The following is a 17,041-nucleotide window of genomic DNA, read 5'->3' on the forward strand; positions in this document are numbered from 1 at the left end:
TGATGATGTATTTATGCGCCAGTGCATACTGCACGATAATCGGCGTCGAACGTTCCGGCAACGATAGGTTGAGGCAGCCAACTAGGGTTGTCGCTTGAGATAGATATTCTCGAAACCAACGTTGAACGTTGCTATGCCGCCACTTATCGTTGGTGTTATCGGATTACCGTCTCGACTATACGCTGCTATCACAGTGCTGGCCGGTAGTGAAATCTGCCGCGTTGTAGCGTCAACCGACCAGATCACATCGAGCACAAAGCCGTTACCGCTAAATCGGTAAGCTTCGATCCCGCTGCCGTAGCCGGTGAATGATTGTGGAGGTATGCGGACTTCATTCAATCGTTCGATCGCGACTTTCATTGCGGTGAATGCCGGACGCGGCTGTTGAGTAGCATCCAGTAAGGCAGTTTGGCTCCAACCAGGTCCTTGCAGGGTATACCAGATGTACGACTCTACACCAGCGGCTATTGCCCGCATCGACGAGCGAATCAAATGGTTGGCTTTTGCCTGCTCGAAGACCGAAGAGGCTGCTGCACATGAGCCAGAAATAGACGTATAACGGTCATCACAGCGCAGACCGGTTTCATTGAGAAAGAGTGGCTTATTGATACCGTAGCGTTGCATCACCTCACGTAAGAACGTGATCTTGCCAAGGGTAGCGCCGCCACGTGACAGCCAGACCCCGCCAATGGTTTGAGCATCCTTATCGAAATCAATATGCGCACTATTCACACCACTCCGTTCAAAAAATTTTGGGTAAGTATGAAAGGCCAGTATATCAAAATAGGGACCGGCACCAGCACGCAGTGCGCCTTCAAGGAAGTTAAACGGCTTACCGTCGGTATTGGTTGGCTGGTTTTCCGGTCGTGCCAGCAACAAACCACCGAAGACAACCTTTGCCCCTGGGTCGGCAGCTCGAATTTGTGGTGTGACCTGCATTAACATTCGACCGTAACGCTCGCCGCCGTAGTATTCATCCTCAATAACTCCCCAGCAACCGAAGGGAAAGTTTTCGCTAACTAGTCTGGGATCAACGTCTGGTTCATTACCCAATTCCCAGTAGCGCACGAGATATGGATACTGGCTATATTTTGCGACTACCGCTTGTACGAATGCCGCGAACTCATCGTGGTACTCGTCGAGTATAGCTGCACAGATATGATTACTTCCAGTGGCCCACGATGGGTGATCGTCAATAACGGCCATGACCTGCAACCCAAGCTGATTCGCAGCTAATACCTCTTGCTCGAATTGTTGGAAGCTGGTGGCATTCCAGTTGATCGGACTGGTGGCGGTTGGTTGCGCCTCTCGCCAGCTCAGCGTATTCAAACGCACCCAGTGCGCATTAAGGTTGGCAGCTTGAGTTTTGACGTCCGAATTGTAAAGCCAGCCAGTATTTGTCTCAAAGCCAAACGGTCGGATCGTGTTTGTCGCAACTAGGGGGAGGTAGATGGTGGAAATGCTTGTTGAAGGTTGTGCTGTTACGGGCAACATAACGACAGTAAGCCATACTGTGAGCAAGACGAGGAGACGATGGCGGTACAATGGATTCCTCCTTTCAACGTTTTCAAGGCTGATAGTGAATGGCAGGTAACCAGGTTGTCAGACAAGTCTGCTGCTGTTCGACGCTATACGAATTGCTCCCTTCGAGCACTACTCGAATGCGACCATCATCATGCTGCTCAACCATAGAACTACGACCGCTAGACGACCAGATTTCAATGCCGTTTGAAGTGATAATTAAGGAGTTGACGGTAGTAGCCATAGGATGTCTCAAGTGTGTGATAGTGTTGGTATTGTCACTTCACGGAGTTCGCGCTTCGTTCCATCCCATGATACACATAGTAAACCAGACGGCAAGGGAATAGTTCCAGTAACCGGTTAAACTTCTTAGCAAACTGGTTCTATTGCAAACGAGTTATTTATGCTCCGTTGGACGAGACTGATCAAGCTTATTGAAGATCGGGCTAAGCTGCTCGGATAAGCTGTTTTTCACCGTTTCACTCAACCGTTTGTGGATTCTAAACAAACGTTGTTTCAACCAATAGATGGTTACAATCCAGGCAGGAAAACTAGATAGAATGATAATCCAATCTGCTTGTTGTTGGGTAAACAGGCTATAGATATGAGGCTCTAATATCAGTGTTGAATATGTTAACAACATGTATCCAAAAGCTCCCAGAGTGTAAAATTTCAGAAATCGAAAATCTCTGCTTAAGATAGCAAATGGTACAAGCCACATAAGATATTGTATAGAAAATGCGTGAGTCCCGGCAAAGAAAGCAAGAAGTATCGTTAGAATTCCTTCGTGTGGCATCTCGCTTCTTGCGCGAATTATCCAAACCAAGCCAAGGATGCCGAGTGTTAAGTACCGACCATTCTCAATGAACAACAAAAATAAAAAGCTGAGATTAGGATTAAGAACCGCAATCATACGAATAATAGAAGTGTAACCCCATACTCCCACGCCGTGGTTATATCCGAGAGCACGGGTAAGAACATCTACTAAATTTGATAGAAATAGGATTATATATAGGATAACACCAGTGAGAGGAATTGTGAAGGTAGCACAAAGAAAATAAAATTTCTTTCTCCAACCACTGATGCTCTTTACTAAAGAAAAGATAGCTAATACCGGCCAGCTTTTATCAAGAATTCCCAATCCATGCCAAAAACCCGCTATTAGTGGTGAACGATCAAGCCAATAGATTGCAAGTAAGATGCATAGAGTGGGAATAGCATCGAACTGGCCATGGTATGCAGACACAAAGATAGCTATAGGATTTAGAGCATACAGCAAACCACTATGAAGAGCGATCTCGGTTTGATTACTTCGATGAAAGTACCTAAATAATATTATCGCTATTCCCACGTCTGCCATTATGGGGGCCTGTTTCACAACTTTTACTAATGAAAGTTGGAAGTGTTCAGAGAACCACACTGAAAAGGCCATCCAGTACATTTGTAGTGGTAAGTATGGATAACGCTTAACAAGGTCAGGATGACTGTAGACATCTCCACCCTGCAAAATGACACTACCTACCATGCGATATGAATCGATATCATACATTGCCCCCATAGGTAACAGAATGCAGGGTATTTGCCTGGATATGAAAGCAAGAGAAGCGATCAATAGACAAGCTGTTAGCGGTGACAGTTTCTGTTTCTGCACAATAGGCCAAAATTGGAAATATGCCAGGAGTATAACTATAGCCCAAAGCACGCTTATGAGAAGAGACATGCTCATGGTGACAACTCCGCAATCATAATATCTTTAAGTAGAAAAACAGTGTCTAAAACGTCTGTAGTCTCAGAGCGAAGCAATGAAACGGCTTCCATTCAGTGTGTCATTTCTACTTGAATACCTATCAGTAAGATGCCGTTCATCTGCGGGTATCTTTCTCCCAGGTGGTAGATTGATCGCCTTGTGTGCAGGTAGGCTCTACGGAACGGACTACTCGCTGCTTTCATGTATTCCCACCTTCACCCCCACTTCCGTCAACCAGCTCATCATTTCCTTAAAGTAATGCTCGCGCACCGGTTTGGCAGAGAGCGCCAGATCGTGGATACCGCCTTCAATGGCAACCATAGTCACATCATCGCCCAATTTTGGGCCATCACGGCGCATGTGGGCAATATCGAGCACGACGTCAGCCCGCTGAACCTCTGGGCTGCCGGCTATTGGCCATGCCGAACGGGCGGAGTGGGCAATGAAAATCGGGCAGCGAATACCGAGTCCACGCCGGAGTCGCCGCTGTGCCAGTAAGATAGCACGTGCTGTGCCAGCACGCATTGGAATACCGTTGACCGGCTTCCAGCGCTGGTCGAAATCCCATTCACCGCCCGTACCGCGATAAATGCTCTCGCCATACACTGAAGAGAGCTTGCCAACTATTCGCGAGGGCTGAATACGACCGATAAGCATCACCAGCGGGATTGATGCGCGTGTCAGGCGATCAATGAAAAAATCAAAGAATGGACTGTTGAGCGCCAGAGCACTAATCCGATCACGGCGTTGGCCTTCAGCAGCGTAGAGTGCGGTAACTAACCCACCAGCCGAATGACCGTGCAGTACGATCCAAGGTCGCTGCTGCTCAGCATCGATCACGGTGATGGCGGCGTCGAGAAATGGATAAAAATCGGCGATATTGCGGTAAAAACAGGGAATCTGTCCCGGATCGGTCGCTCGTCCGTGACCGGGGAGATCTATCGCGTAGAACGCATAACCATGGTCACGGAAGACATCGGCAAGGTGAGCTTGAAAAAAGTAGTCAGAATATCCGTGCACGTAGAGAACAGCTCTCCCTTGTACTGGTGGATTACTCTGGCGGATCAGCATAGCTCGACCACTGACCAGGTTGATTGATCGTACTTCAAAACCGGATAGCACAATATCAGGAACCCATTGCTGTTGGATATCAATCGCTGTAGTCATTTCCTGATCCTGTTTACAGTGCGGAACGGCAGTTGTTACTGGAGAAAGATAACAACTAGGTAGTAAATAACTGGTCCGGTAAAAAGAATGCTATCAATGCGATCCAGAATACCACCATGACCGGGAATAATAAATCCGGAGTCTTTGACGCCGACCTGTCTTTTAATGAGCGACTCGGCGAGATCACCCAGGGGGCCGAAGATGCCAGCTACGACACCCAGAATGACGGCTTGCCCTAAAGTAATCGGTAGCCCTAACAGTGGGACACAAAATAGGGCCGTTGCGATAGCTGCTGCCATCCCACCGGCGAAGCCTTCCCAACTCTTTTTGGGGCTGAGTGTTGGCGCCATTTTGGTGCGCCCAAAAGCTCGTCCAACGAAAAAGGCACCGGTATCTTGCAGCCAGGTTATGGCTAGCGTAAAAAACACCCATGCTGCACCTGGTGGGATGTGGGCAAATGCAAGCCAACCGCCCTGCAGCGGTTGTTCAAGTTGACGTAATAAAAGATAACTGCTGAGCAAGCCACCAACGTAATAGGCGCCAGCCAGTGTCAGTGCCCAACTTAGCAGACTGGTCTGGCGATTGCGGCGTGCAATTTCGGTAATCAGCGTACCGATAATCGCCACGAACATTGCCGCCAGCATGAGATCGATGGTTGTCAGCGGCTGAAAAAACGTTGCGGCACAGATCAGCCAGCCAATCGTGAGACCCTCAGCCAGTCGTGGTTGATAACCACCGTGGCGAAACATTGCGAACAACTCACCAATCGCCAGCGAGGTAGCTACACCAGCCAGCAACACCGTCGTTGGCGGCCACCAGACACCGGCGATAATCAGTGGTAGCAACACAACGACACTTGCAATACGGATGGCAAGTGCATTAGTTCGGCTTGGGGAGCCCGCCGAAGCGGCGTTCGCGCCGTCCATAATCAAGAATTGCCTGATGCAAATGCTCGGGTCGAAAATCGGGCCAAAACACTGGCGTAAACCAGTACTCGCTATAGGCCGACTGCCAGATCAGAAAATTTGAGAGTCGTCGTTCTCCGCTGGTGCGAATGATCATATCAGGATCGGGTAAACCATGGGTTGAGAGGTGAGCACTGATGACTTCATCAGTAATTTGATCGGCGGGAATACCGCTAGCAACGATAGCGCGTACCGCATCAACAATATCAGCCCTGCCACCGTAATTAAACGCAATCGCCAGTGTCAAACCGGTATTGTGACGAGTGAGTTCGATGGCATAGTTGACCTTCTCGCGTAGATGCGGACTAAGGCCATGAAGACGCCCCAGATGGCGCAAATGGACATTCTGGGCATGCAGATTTTGAATCTCACGGTCAATGAACTCGCTCAAAATTTGCATGAGCCCCTGCACCTCGAGCGATGGTCGATTCCAGTTTTCGGTCGAAAAGGCGTACAGGGTCAGTACCTGTACCCCAATGCGAGCACATTCTGTTACAATTGGGCGGATATTCTCTGTTCCGGCACGATGACCAGCGAGGCGCGGTAAGCCGCGTTGCTGCGCCCAACGCCCATTGCCATCCATAATTACCGCAATGTGTCGCGGAATCGTTGCACCGGCCAGTACACCATCCTCGCTCATACAACAGTGCCTCTCAGTGACGACCCTAGACTGCCATCACTTCTGCTTCTTTTTCGGCTCCGATCTGATCAAGCTCGCGGACACAGCGATCGGTCAACTGCTGAATGCGATCTTGGCCGCGGTGTAGTTCATCTTCGCTAATCAGCTTTTCCGCTTCTAGCTTCTTCAAATCATCGATTGCGTTACGGCGTTGATTGCGTACCGAAATCTTCACCTCTTCAACTCGATGGCGTACCATCTTCACCAGCTCACGGCGCCGTTCTTCGGTCAGTGGTGGAACGGGTAATCTGATCACACGTCCGTCGTTGCTAGGATTTAAACCCAGATCCGATTGCTGGATTGCCTTTTCGATAGCCTTGATCATAGAAGCATCGTAAGGCTGAATGACGATCAGACGTGCTTCGGGAACACTGATACTGGCCAGTTGATTGAGCGGTAGTGTCGTTCCGTAGGCATCAACATGCAAATGTTCCACCAAAGCCGATGAGGCGCGCCCTGTTCGGATCGACGCCAGGTGATGACGTAATGCTTCGGTTGCCTTTTTCAGGTGTGCCTCATACTCAGAGATGACATCGTTTAGCATCACGCGCCTCCTCGCTGATTACTCACAAGAGTTCCCACGTGTTCTCCCATAACGATCCGCTCGATTGTACCGGGTTCGAGGGCGTTAAAGACGATTATCGGCAGATTGTTATCCATACAGAAGGTAAGGGCTGTACTATCCATAACGGTTAGCCCGCGATTGATCGCTTCGAGATAGTGAATATGATCGAAGCGGGTAGCCGCTGGATTACGGCGTGGATCATCATCATAGACACCGTCAACACCATTTTTGGCCATCAAGATGACCTCGGCGTGAATTTCGGCTGCACGAAGCGCCGCAGCCGAATCGGTGGTGAAATAGGGGTTGCCGGTACCGGCGGCCAGGATGATCACTCGTCCCTTTTCCAGATGATGAGTTGCCCGTCGGCGAATATACGGTTCGGCAACCTCGTCCATTTTGATCGCCGTCATGGCACGGGTATCGAGACCGTGGCGTTCGAGGGCATCTTGCATAGCCAGCGCGTTGATAATGGTCGCCAGCATTCCCATGTAATGCGACTGGGCGGCATCCATTCCCCGCTCGATAGCACGGTGACCACGCCAGATATTACCACCGCCGACCACAACAGCGACTTCTACCCCATGGCGATGAACGCGACCGATCTCCTGGGCGAGGAAATCGAGCATGTCGTAGCTAATGACCTCGCCATCGCTCCCTTTGATCTGTTCGCCGCTCAGTTTAATTAAGATCCGGCGATATTTTGGCTGCTGCATAGAATAACTCACCATTGGTAACGAACCGGACGGTCGTTTCCTGAGAACAACCGTCCGGATTCCTTCTTCCTATGCACCGACCTCATAGCGGACAAACCGCCGGACAACGATATTTTCACCTAGTTTGGCAATTGCCTCTTTGATCTTTTCTTCGATGGTACGGGCTGGGTCTTTGATAAACTTCTGCTCGAGGAGTACCGTTTCTTCGAGGAAGGCCTGCCGCGATTGGCCGCTCTCGGCGATCATCTCATCAGTTACCTCATTGGCGCTGATAAAACGTGGATTGAGCGCCACAATGTGTTGGGCCAGATCGTTAGCCAGTTGCCCAAACTCCGCAGTGCGGGCGACAAAGTCGGTTTCACAGCTTAGTTCGACCATAGCTGCAATGCGTGAGCCGTAGTGAACGTAGACACCGATCAGGCCCTCTCTGGCTTCACGCGAGGCTTTCTTCGCGGCGGCCTCGATCCCTCGCTCACGGAGAATTTCAATCGCCTTGTTGATGTCACCACCGGTCTGTTCGAGAATATCGCGACATTCCTTAATACCGGCGCCGGTGCGTTCACGCAATTCTTTGACCAATTCAATTGATACCGCCACAGTAGTACTCCCTCTGGCTATAATGTCGTATATCCTTCGTGATAGTTCGCATACGTTTGGATCGTGCGACGGAGGGGCTATTGCCCCCCCGTGCGTGTCGGTTTGGCCTGTCAAACCAGGCATTCCTACCTGGCGTGCTCAGATACCAGACTCCCAGCACATTACTGCTGGGTTTCTTCACGCCGACGTATTCCCTCAAGCGCCGCATCGGCAATCTTGCCGGCCATGAGGCGAATACCGCGGATCGCGTCGTCGTTACACGGGATCACATAATCAATTGGATCGGGATCGCAGTTGGTGTCAACCATGGCAACAATGGGAATACCTTGTTTAGCCGCTTCACGCACCGCCAGTTCTTCCTTGCGCGGATCAACAATGAAGACAGCGCCTGGTAGACGCTCCATCCCCTTCAACCCGGCAAACACTCGGTTGAGGCGCACAATCTTCTCTTCAAGCTTGGCCGCTTCTGCCTTAGTCAGACGGGCAAACTCGCCACGGTCGCGCTGTTCTTCCAGATCGCTCAGTAGCTTCAGACGGCGCTTAATGGTTGCAAAGTTTGTTAGCGTTCCGCCCAGCCAGCGCTGATTGACATAATACTGACCGGAGCGGGTGGCCTCTTCCATAACTGCCTCTTGTGCCTGCTTTTTGGTGCCAACGAAGAGAATTTTTTCGCCGCGCGCAGTAAGTTCAGTAATGAACTGGTACGCTCGGCTCAGACCGGCTACCGTCTGTTGCAGGTCGATAATGTGGATTCCGTTGCGGGCGGTGAAGATGTACGGCTTCATCTTCGGATTCCAACGATTGGTGGGATGGCCGAAGTGTGCACCCGCTTCCAACAACTCACGAATCGTAACAACGCGCGGCAATGCTTGTGTCATACCTGGTTTGCTCCTTTTCTGGCTAAAACCCCTCCACCCATTGTGTCTCACAGTCTGGGCCGGTGTACACCGGAGGAGCGACTGTGCCTCTGGGTGTGTGTATTTTGGCATTCCATTATGCCGACGGGCAGTATAGCACAAGGGAGCGCAGGCGGCAAGCGCTCCCTTGATCGACGAAGCGGGATGTGACCTGCCTTAGCGAGAAGAGGGTATAACCGACGCTGTTGGTGTTTCTATTGCGTACCTAGAGGAGCGATTTGAGCACCTCTAGCGCCGCATCGTAGTTTGGTTCTTGACCGGCGACCGGTACGTACTCGCTATAGCGAATGATCCCCTCGCGATCAACGACAAAGACCGCACGTTGCTCGATCCGATACGCGGGAACATAGGTACCGTAAGCCATGCCGAAACTCATATCACGGTGATCGGAAAGGGTCTGGATCGCGTCAGCGTGATTGGCTCCACACCAACGTGCCTGCGCAAAGGGTAGGTCGGCACTAACCGTGATGAAGTTGGCTTGTCCGACCAAGCGAGCTGCCTCTTCGTTGAAACGAGTCGTTTGTTTGCTGCACACACCCGTATCGAGTGATGGGACCACACTAATCAACAGGGGCTTGCCGGCAAAATCTGCCAGCGTGACCGGTTGCAATTTGTTGTTGATCAGGGTGAAATCGGGAGCTTTATCCCCCGGCTTCAGTTCCGGGCCAACGACGGTCTGTGGACCAAAGAAGACGAACGCTTCCGGGCGCTCGATGGTCATACGTTTCGCTACCTTTCTTTGTTATACACGACTCTTGCATTACTAGTGTAGAAAAAGGAACGTTGTCTGTCAATATGGTGAATGTGGCTGTAGGGTTTTCAACGTTCTCACCCGACCTGGCAGCGGTGAGGAGGGGGGAGAAGGATGAGAGGAATGTCCGCAGTGTGTGCAACGGCGTACTGCTGCCCTTGCCGAGGTGGTCTATGGTCAGGTTCCTGGTCGCTCGCCAATGATGCGCGGTAGCACGTGGTCGGGGCGGGTTCCCAACCCGACTGCCGTCTCCAGTATTTCTGCCCGACGCGGGCCAGTGGCCCGCGCACCCAGGCAACTCAGGCACGTCGGAGCATTGCACGGGTTCCATCGCTCCGCTTACCAGGTCTTTTTTTGTCGCCGTCTAGTCTATCAGGTCAAACGCCGTCTCAACAATCGACAGCGGATCGAGATGAAACGCACGGTAGAGATCATCACGGCTTCCTGATTGCCCAAATCGGTCAACCCCGTGGGCGCGTAGGGGAGTGCCGTAGACTGATCCAAGCCATGCAAGCGCATGCGATGCCGCATCGTGGACAGTCACGATTGGCGCTGTGCGTTCATTTGGCGGGAAGAGCCAGCTCAGATCGTTGCCACGCCGCCAGCGTTCGTAGATACGGCGGGCGCTGGTAAGATTGATCACGTTGACTGCCACTCCTTCCCGGCGCAGATAGTGGGCTGCTGCAACTGCTTCCGGTACCAAAACGCCACTGGTTACGATGTGCACTATTGGTGCATCGGGATGATCTTGGTAGTCGTTCCGGTCGATCAACCGATACCCACCCAAGAGGACCTGTCGGTGTAATTCGGTAGCGCCGAGCCGGTCAAGGGCTGGTTGCAGCAGGTTCTGATCAATTGGTCGGGTTGAGAGACGCAGGTAGCTGGCCGAGCCTTGCGGATCGATACATAGACGGATGGCTTCGCGCAAGAGCCATGCGGTTTCCAGGGCAAAACATGGTTCAAAACTGGTTAGTTGCGGTAGTTCTATGCCTAATGAAGCTGTTACTGAGGATTGGTGTGCACCACCTTCAGGGGCGAGCGTGATTCCACTTGGTGTACCAACAACGATAAAGCGAGCACCTGAATAGAGACCATAGATGAAGGCATCAAGCCCCCGACAGACAAACGGGTCATAGACGGTGCCGATGGGAATGAGTGGTTCGCCGATCAGATCGTGGGCAAGCCCGAACATCCCCAACAACATAAAGAGATTCATCTCAGAAATGCCTAACTCGATGTGCTGTCCACCTGGCCAACGTCGCCAACGCAATATCCGGTAGGCTTCAGTTTCAAAATCCGGCTCTTCGCGACGGGCAAAAACACCGGTCTTGTTGATCCAGCCGGCCAGATTGGTTGAAACCGATACATCGGGAGAAGCGGTAACAATGCGCTCACGTAAGCCGGGGAGATCGGCGATGCGCACCAGGAAGCGTCCAAATGTGTCTTGGGTACTGATCATACCACTCGTCGGTACCGTAATTTCATCGGGCAACGGGATCGTCGGCGTTGGCTTTGGTTGTGGTGGTACACCGTAGAGTCGGTGTGCGACTTCGGCACACAGCCTTCCGCCAGGTGAATCGGGTGGGAGACGATCCCATTCGTGGCCGGGTGGAATCCCAAACTGTTCGCGCAATGTCTCGATTTGTTCAGGGCTAAGGAGCATTGAGTGGTTGAGCGGATGACCGGCAATGGGAAGTCCCCAGCCTTTGATGGTGTACGCAAAGATGATAGTTGGCCGACGTGGTTCAGCATCGGCGGCAGCGAATGTCTTGAGCAGTTCAGTCACATCGTGACCGCCAAGATTAGCCAGTGTTGCCGGTAGCTCTGCATCGGGTACTTGATCGAGCAAACGAGCGAGCCGTTTGTCGCCGTTGATCAACCGGGGACGTAGCTCGGCTCCCGGTAGACGGATCAGGGCCTGATATTCTTCGTTACTCATCTCGTCGATGCGTGCGCGTAGGAGATCGCCATCAGGTTGGGCAAAGAGCGTTTGCAGGCGACATCCGTATTTCGCTTCCAATACTCGCCAGCCACTATCGGCAAACAGACGCTTGAGATGAGTCGCACGAATACCAGGTACTACACGATCAAGGCTCTGGCGGTTGAGATCAACAATCCACAGCAGATTATCGAGTTCACTGAGTGCCGGATCGAGCACAGCCTCCCAAACATTCCCTTCATCAAGTTCGGCATCACCAACCAAAGCAACAAAGCGTTGCGTAGCGGGTCTGCCAAAGTGAGCTGCCACGTAGTGCGCACTAAGCGCGGCAAATGCCGGGGCAACGGCCCCAAGGCCAACCGATCCGGTTGAAAAATCGGGCGAATCGGGGTCTTTTGTCCGTGAAGGGTAGGCCTGTAGACCCCCGAATGCACGGAGTTGGGTCAGATAACGAGCATCTAATCGACCGAGCAAATATTGTAGTGCGTGATACACCGGTGAAGCGTGCGGTTTGACCGCAACGCGATCGCCGGGACGTAGATAGTGGAGATACAGCGTTGTTACAATCGTTACCATCGACGCAGATGAGGCTTGATGACCACCGACCTTCACACCATCGTGATTAGGACGCACATGATTTGCATGATGGATCATCAATGTCGCCAGCCAGAGCACGCGCTTTTGCACCTCTTCAGTGGCGCTAATGAGCGCGGGAGTTGGCTCAGTACGGGGCATACATCGCTCCTTGTTTGTTCACGGTATGGGGTTAGGGATCATTATAGCATTAGCTGAAAGAGAAGCGAGAAGGAAGAAATGCCGCCACGCATTCTTCTTCCTTCCTCGTCCGTTGTCGAAGAGGTGAGAGGTTGGTCGGCAAGGTTGTTTACTGGCGAACACTTACCTCATCTTTCTCGTTTTTCGTAGGAGAGGAAATGAGGTTCTCAGCGGCCAGGTAGGAGGTTGAGCGTGATGGGCAAAAGCTTGTTCGCAGCTAGTCAGGAAACAGCTCGTCAACTTCCTGCTGAGCTTGAACGAGTGAAGCGACACGCCGGGTTCGTTGTTCAACGAAGCGGTAAAATTCCTCATCGTAGGATCGCGTTTGCACGACAACCGGCATCGGTACGGCATGGCCTAGCACGAGCGCTTGTTGGCGGGTATCGAGGTTAGCGAGCACGGCACGGAGTCGGTTGCTGCCACCAACACCGGTAAACACGGCATCGATGTCTTGCTCGTCGCTTAACAGCGCTGTGATGCGGGTTCCGAGCTGACTCAGCACTTCGCTATCAATGGATGATGGGCGCTGATCAACGACCAGCAGGGTAACACTGTATTTACGCATTTCACGTGCAATGGTGCCGAAAATCGTCTGCCGCGCCAGGTGCGGGTTAAGAAATTTGTGCGCTTCTTCAATGGTGATCATCAGCGGACGTGGCCGATCGGATTCGTTTTTCGTTTGCAGATAGCGTTCTGTTTGTTCCCGCCAGCGTTGATGGATGCGACGGGTCAGAACGTTGGCAACCAGCATATATGCCAGCGGATCATCGTAGCGACCAAAACTTAACACGACGTGTCGACCGCTCATCAAGGCATTGATTAACAGATCAACAGTCGCGAGATCCGCGTGTGGTTTTACGAAACCGAGCCGTTTGAGTTGTAACGTCTTCCGCTTCAATGCGTTGAGTGAGGCCAGACTGGCGCTTTTCTCTTCAGCAAATCCCTTAAGGGTGTCTTGATCCATATCCCAGAGTTCGGCTAACCATTGTTGACCGTATGTGTCAACCAGCAATTCAGCCGTCTCGGCGGCAGTTGGGTTCAGATTGAGTTCCTCACTCAATAAAAGCACATCTTCTGGTTCAATCTGATCGTAACCAATAGCGATCTCGCCATCGATAGGATGATGGCGGTCTGTGCTACCGGCAAGGCTGTACACCACCACCTTACTCCCAAAGAGTTGCCGCAACCCCTTCACAAAGGAGCTTCCCTCTGAACGAGCAGTCCATCCGTATTCGTTGTGCATGTCGAATACTAAATTAGAGGCTACATCGCTCAGGATGATGCCGCACAAGAGCAGACGGGTGAGAAAGCTCTTCCCAGTACCACTCTTCCCGAAGACACCGTTTGAGCGTTCAACCAATCGGTTCAGGTCAATACAAACCGGTACGGCCATATCGAGCGGTGTTCCGATCATGAAATGACTGCCCTCTTCACGACCGAAAACCTGGGTGAAATCGGCTTCATTGGCTTCGTACAGGGGGGCGAAGTGGTGTGGTACCGTTCTCACCGGCAGCAGATCAGCACTCCCATCGAGTGGCAGCATCAAACGAAGATCGAGTTTCAACTCGCCATACGTGGTTGTTCCTGTCAGAACACTAGTAAAAAACTCATCGGCCGGTGGCGGATCGAGCGTGACTTTGGGAGTAGTTGCCCCAAGACGCACATCGGTCACCATCGAAAAAAAGGTGAACCGTTGCCCTTGTACGACAACAAACTTCCCGACCCGCATATCTTCGACCGATGTTCCGGCATCGAGTCGTACTGTCAATCCTTCCTGAAGCGAGCCACCGGTGACAACCCCAAGCCGTTGTCGTTGCTGCATGCTAACCTCCTCTATCCTGCCGCCAGAGTCGATCTTAACACATTTCAGGAGATTACAGCTTAGTAATGACACTTAAACATTCAAGAGTATGAGGAAATTCGCTGTATCGCATCGTTTCATGAAGTAGTATTGGGAATAGTGTCAATGAGAGAACCTATGCGCATCCTCATCGTAGAAGACGAAGCTAACGTGCGTTCTTTCTTGCAAAACGCAATGAAGGCATTGCGGCGCAGTGTGAAAATTGATACGGCGAATCATGGCGCCGATGGCTTAAAACTGGCTCGTCGTCATCAATATGATCTGATCATCACCGACTATCATATGCCGAAAATGGACGGCATTGACATGACATTCACATTACGTCAGGAAGGGTACACCATGCCCATCGTGATGATTTCGGCTGATCCGGTGGTTGAGCCATACGCATTGAATGCAGGCGCTAATATGTTTCTGCTCAAGCCTATTCCAATAGAGCATTTGCGGTATATGCTCGATGCGTTTGGGTTGTGAGTTTTGGCACGATTCGTAAGCTAATGGGTGAGGGCAGTGTCCTCTCCTCACCCATCTCTTGTCTATCTGACTCAGTCAAGCATAGCCGGTGTACGGTGTAAGGGCAGGAACCCGGCTGCCTGTTGTTCAGGAGTTGGTAATGCCGACTCTGCCGGCTTATCAGATGCAGCCAGGATCAATGCCCTCTGCGCTTGCAACCGTCGGCCCAATGTAAAAAGCTCGTTACTCAGGGTTAGCCGTCCGTCGGCCATACGAGCTGCCGTCGTTTCCAGCTCGGCACGGCGGAACTGCGTAAACGGTGTCGGATCACCTGCTTCGATCCGTTCAATTAGTTGCTGGCGCAATGCCTGCAATTCTACCGGAACCTGCTGTGCAGCAATTAATAACTCAAGCAGGGTTGGTGACAAACCGGCTTCTAGTTGCACCTCAATCGCTGGCAGATCAAAAACCTCAACCGTTGCAAAGAGTGCCATTGCAACGGTGTAGTCTTGATTATCGAGTGTAATCGCATGCCATTCGCGCCGACATAATTCGGTGTAATGCTGGCGAAAGACACTGCGATCAACCCGCTCACCCAACAGATCAGTTGCCACGCGCAAGGCAGCCTCTGCTCGAGCATCGTCAATTGCACCATCGGAACGTCCACGTGGCCCCAAAAGGGTCTTATCGATGTCGATAAGGACGGCTGTTTGCGGCCAGACGATCCCTTGGTTGGTCAATGCTGCTGCCCATTCATGAACAAGCGCCCAACGGGTAGCATTCGCAACCACACCATCCCAGGTTAATGATGCCGGTGCGACCGGTCGATCAGCACCTATAAATCCATACGTAGTGATCGTACCAATCGCCTGGAGATGTACCGTCAAGAGGCGATCATTCTCGGTATCACCGATCACAACCACTGTCGTGATCGGTGGGCCATTGCGTAAAGCCTGTGCAGCTTGCACTAAGGACAGCATCACCTGAGCATACGCCGCATCGCGTTTGCGGGGGATGGCGTTGGCCGGTAGCCCTAAAATGGCACGCAGTGTTGTCAGACCGGGTAGACTGGTATCGCATGGTTGCAGATCGCGATAGATCACTCGATCATCGGTAAGGTCAGCAATTGTTGCCCACGTATTCATGCCAGCCACCCCTGTGCATGCATCAATTCAGCGTTTAAGATGGAAGCCCCAGCAGCACCACGGATGGTATTGTGGCTGAGGGCAATCAACTTGATATCGAATAACGAACAGGGGCGAATCCGTCCTACGACTGTTGCCATTCCCCGACCGGCATCGCGGTCACGTCGTGGTTGAGGACGATCCGGTTCGTTGCGAACAATGATTGGTTGTTCAGGTGCAGTAGGCAGACGTAGCTCTTGGGGCAGCCCACGGAAATTACTCAAGACAGTCGCTATCTCGTCTGAACTGGCTTTCCGCTCAAGCTCTATCGAGAGACACACGAGATGACCTTCAAGGACTGGCACCCGGTTGCAGTGGGCCGAGGTTGTAAAGCTAGCAGGGACGATGGTCTCATCGCGCAACTGACCAAGCATCTTTTGTGGTTCAACTTCGAGTTTTGGTTCTTCCCCACCGATAAATGGAATGACATTATCGACAATATCGTAACTGGGTACACCCGGATACCCGGCGCCAGAGAGTGCCTGCATGCTGACCAACAACATTCGCCGCACCCCAAAGGTGTCGAGCAATGGTTTGAGCACCATTGTTGCCGGGGTTGAAGTACAGTTAGGATTGGTGACAATTGCACCTGACCATCCCCGCCGTCGGCGCTGAACGGTAATCAACGCCAGATGGTCAGGATTCACTTCTGGTATCACTAACGGTACATCTGGCTCCATCCGATGGTTAGAAGCATTTGAGCAGACGATATGTCCGGCGGCAGCCAACCGTTGTTCGATTGGGCCGGCTACTGTACTAGGTAGGGCAGAAAAGACCAACTGTGCCGGTACATCGGCGTCGGCATCGAGGACCGTCAGATCGGCTACTGCGGCGGGCATCGGGGTATCGAGGACCCATCGGCACACCTCGCGATACTTCTTACCGGCACTACGCTCGCTACCGGTTAATGCAACCACACGAAAGAGCGGATGTCCCTCAAGCAATTGAATAAAGCGCTGGCCCACTGCGCCGGTGGCGCCAAGCACTGCAACGGGAATGGTAGACATTGACAACCTCCTGACAATAGAACACAGTCACCTACATTATACTCGCCCCAAAACGGTTGCATAAACAACAATATTGGTTGCGATTCGTTCATTGAAGTTGTGAAAAAAGTCGGCAAAGGTATGGCATTTTATCAAAGAATGATGTATAATTGCCTGTGATACCTGAAACATTTTTCATTTGCGCCCCGTTCCATGCTCCTCCCA

16 protein-coding genes are annotated in these 17,041 nt (G+C 51.9%); 1 reads left to right on the plus strand and 15 read right to left on the minus strand.

Features of this window, described 5'->3' with window-relative positions:
• Nucleotides 1–81: 81 nt before the first annotated feature.
• The 13 genes from JE47_RS0111385 to JE47_RS0111450 all read right to left on the minus strand — a co-directional run bounded on the left by JE47_RS0111385 (nucleotide 82) and on the right by JE47_RS0111450 (nucleotide 14,157).
• The gene (locus tag JE47_RS0111385; RefSeq protein ID WP_031459879.1) at nucleotides 82–1,545 is read right to left on the minus strand and encodes a cellulase family glycosylhydrolase; all 1,464 of its coding nucleotides are present in this window, start codon (nucleotides 1,543–1,545) and stop codon (nucleotides 82–84) included.
• 22 nt (nucleotides 1,546–1,567) lie between these two features.
• A complete protein-coding gene (locus tag JE47_RS0111390) occupies nucleotides 1,568–1,765 on the minus strand; it encodes a hypothetical protein (RefSeq protein ID WP_031459880.1) in 198 nt (65 codons plus the stop codon).
• 153 nt (nucleotides 1,766–1,918) lie between these two features.
• Nucleotides 1,919–3,070 (minus strand): hypothetical protein, encoded by a 1,152-nt coding sequence (locus JE47_RS0111395; RefSeq protein WP_152556044.1) that lies wholly within the window; start codon nucleotides 3,068–3,070, stop codon nucleotides 1,919–1,921.
• A gap of 384 nt (nucleotides 3,071–3,454) precedes the next feature.
• Entirely contained in the window at nucleotides 3,455–4,435 is a 981-nt protein-coding gene (locus tag JE47_RS0111400) for an alpha/beta hydrolase (RefSeq protein ID WP_051871142.1), read from the minus strand.
• 35 nt (nucleotides 4,436–4,470) lie between these two features.
• Nucleotides 4,471–5,361 carry a phosphatidate cytidylyltransferase gene (locus tag JE47_RS0111405; protein ID WP_269077998.1) on the minus strand — a complete coding sequence of 297 codons (891 nt, stop codon included), beginning with the start codon at nucleotides 5,359–5,361 and terminating at the stop codon, nucleotides 4,471–4,473.
• On the minus strand, nucleotides 5,315–6,040 hold the full coding sequence (locus JE47_RS0111410) for an isoprenyl transferase (protein ID WP_031459884.1): 726 nt from the start codon (nucleotides 6,038–6,040) through the stop codon (nucleotides 5,315–5,317). The genes JE47_RS0111405 and JE47_RS0111410 overlap by 47 nt, the downstream gene beginning before the upstream one ends.
• Before the next feature lie 25 nt (nucleotides 6,041–6,065).
• Nucleotides 6,066–6,623, minus strand: a complete 558-nt coding sequence (gene frr / locus JE47_RS0111415) for a ribosome recycling factor (RefSeq protein WP_031459885.1) — start codon at nucleotides 6,621–6,623, stop codon at nucleotides 6,066–6,068.
• Nucleotides 6,623–7,357, minus strand: a complete 735-nt coding sequence (gene pyrH, locus JE47_RS0111420; RefSeq protein ID WP_031459886.1) for a UMP kinase — start codon at nucleotides 7,355–7,357, stop codon at nucleotides 6,623–6,625. The genes frr and pyrH overlap by 1 nt, the downstream gene beginning before the upstream one ends.
• A 69-nt stretch (nucleotides 7,358–7,426) precedes the next feature.
• Nucleotides 7,427–7,954 carry a translation elongation factor Ts gene (gene tsf, locus JE47_RS0111425; RefSeq protein ID WP_028459804.1) on the minus strand — a complete coding sequence of 176 codons (528 nt, stop codon included), beginning with the start codon at nucleotides 7,952–7,954 and terminating at the stop codon, nucleotides 7,427–7,429.
• 161 nt (nucleotides 7,955–8,115) lie between these two features.
• On the minus strand, nucleotides 8,116–8,832 hold the full coding sequence (rpsB, locus tag JE47_RS0111430) for a 30S ribosomal protein S2 (RefSeq protein ID WP_031459887.1): 717 nt from the start codon (nucleotides 8,830–8,832) through the stop codon (nucleotides 8,116–8,118).
• A gap of 244 nt (nucleotides 8,833–9,076) precedes the next feature.
• Nucleotides 9,077–9,592 (minus strand): thiol peroxidase, encoded by a 516-nt coding sequence (gene tpx, locus JE47_RS0111435; RefSeq protein ID WP_031459888.1) that lies wholly within the window; start codon nucleotides 9,590–9,592, stop codon nucleotides 9,077–9,079.
• Nucleotides 9,593–9,986: 394 nt separating this feature from the next.
• Nucleotides 9,987–12,296 carry a transketolase-like TK C-terminal-containing protein gene (locus JE47_RS0111445; RefSeq protein WP_031459889.1) on the minus strand — a complete coding sequence of 770 codons (2,310 nt, stop codon included), beginning with the start codon at nucleotides 12,294–12,296 and terminating at the stop codon, nucleotides 9,987–9,989.
• A 256-nt stretch (nucleotides 12,297–12,552) separates the two neighbouring features.
• Entirely contained in the window at nucleotides 12,553–14,157 is a 1,605-nt protein-coding gene (locus JE47_RS0111450; RefSeq protein WP_031459890.1) for a helicase HerA domain-containing protein, read from the minus strand.
• Nucleotides 14,158–14,313: 156 nt separating this feature from the next.
• Between JE47_RS0111450 and JE47_RS0111455 the strand changes: the two genes are divergently transcribed.
• The gene (locus tag JE47_RS0111455) at nucleotides 14,314–14,667 is read left to right on the plus strand and encodes a response regulator (protein WP_031459891.1); all 354 of its coding nucleotides are present in this window, start codon (nucleotides 14,314–14,316) and stop codon (nucleotides 14,665–14,667) included.
• A gap of 71 nt (nucleotides 14,668–14,738) precedes the next feature.
• Here the strand turns inward: JE47_RS0111455 and JE47_RS0111460 are convergent, their stop codons facing one another.
• Both JE47_RS0111460 and asd read right to left on the minus strand, forming a co-directional pair.
• Nucleotides 14,739–15,791, minus strand: a complete 1,053-nt coding sequence (locus tag JE47_RS0111460) for a hypothetical protein (RefSeq protein ID WP_031459892.1) — start codon at nucleotides 15,789–15,791, stop codon at nucleotides 14,739–14,741.
• Nucleotides 15,788–16,837 (minus strand): aspartate-semialdehyde dehydrogenase, encoded by a 1,050-nt coding sequence (gene asd, locus JE47_RS0111465; protein WP_031459893.1) that lies wholly within the window; start codon nucleotides 16,835–16,837, stop codon nucleotides 15,788–15,790. Before asd ends, JE47_RS0111460 begins: the two co-directional genes overlap by 4 nt.
• Nucleotides 16,838–17,041: the final 204 nt, after the last annotated feature.

The organism is Chloroflexus sp. MS-G (assembly GCF_000735195.1).
Classification (GTDB): domain Bacteria; phylum Chloroflexota; class Chloroflexia; order Chloroflexales; family Chloroflexaceae; genus Chloroflexus.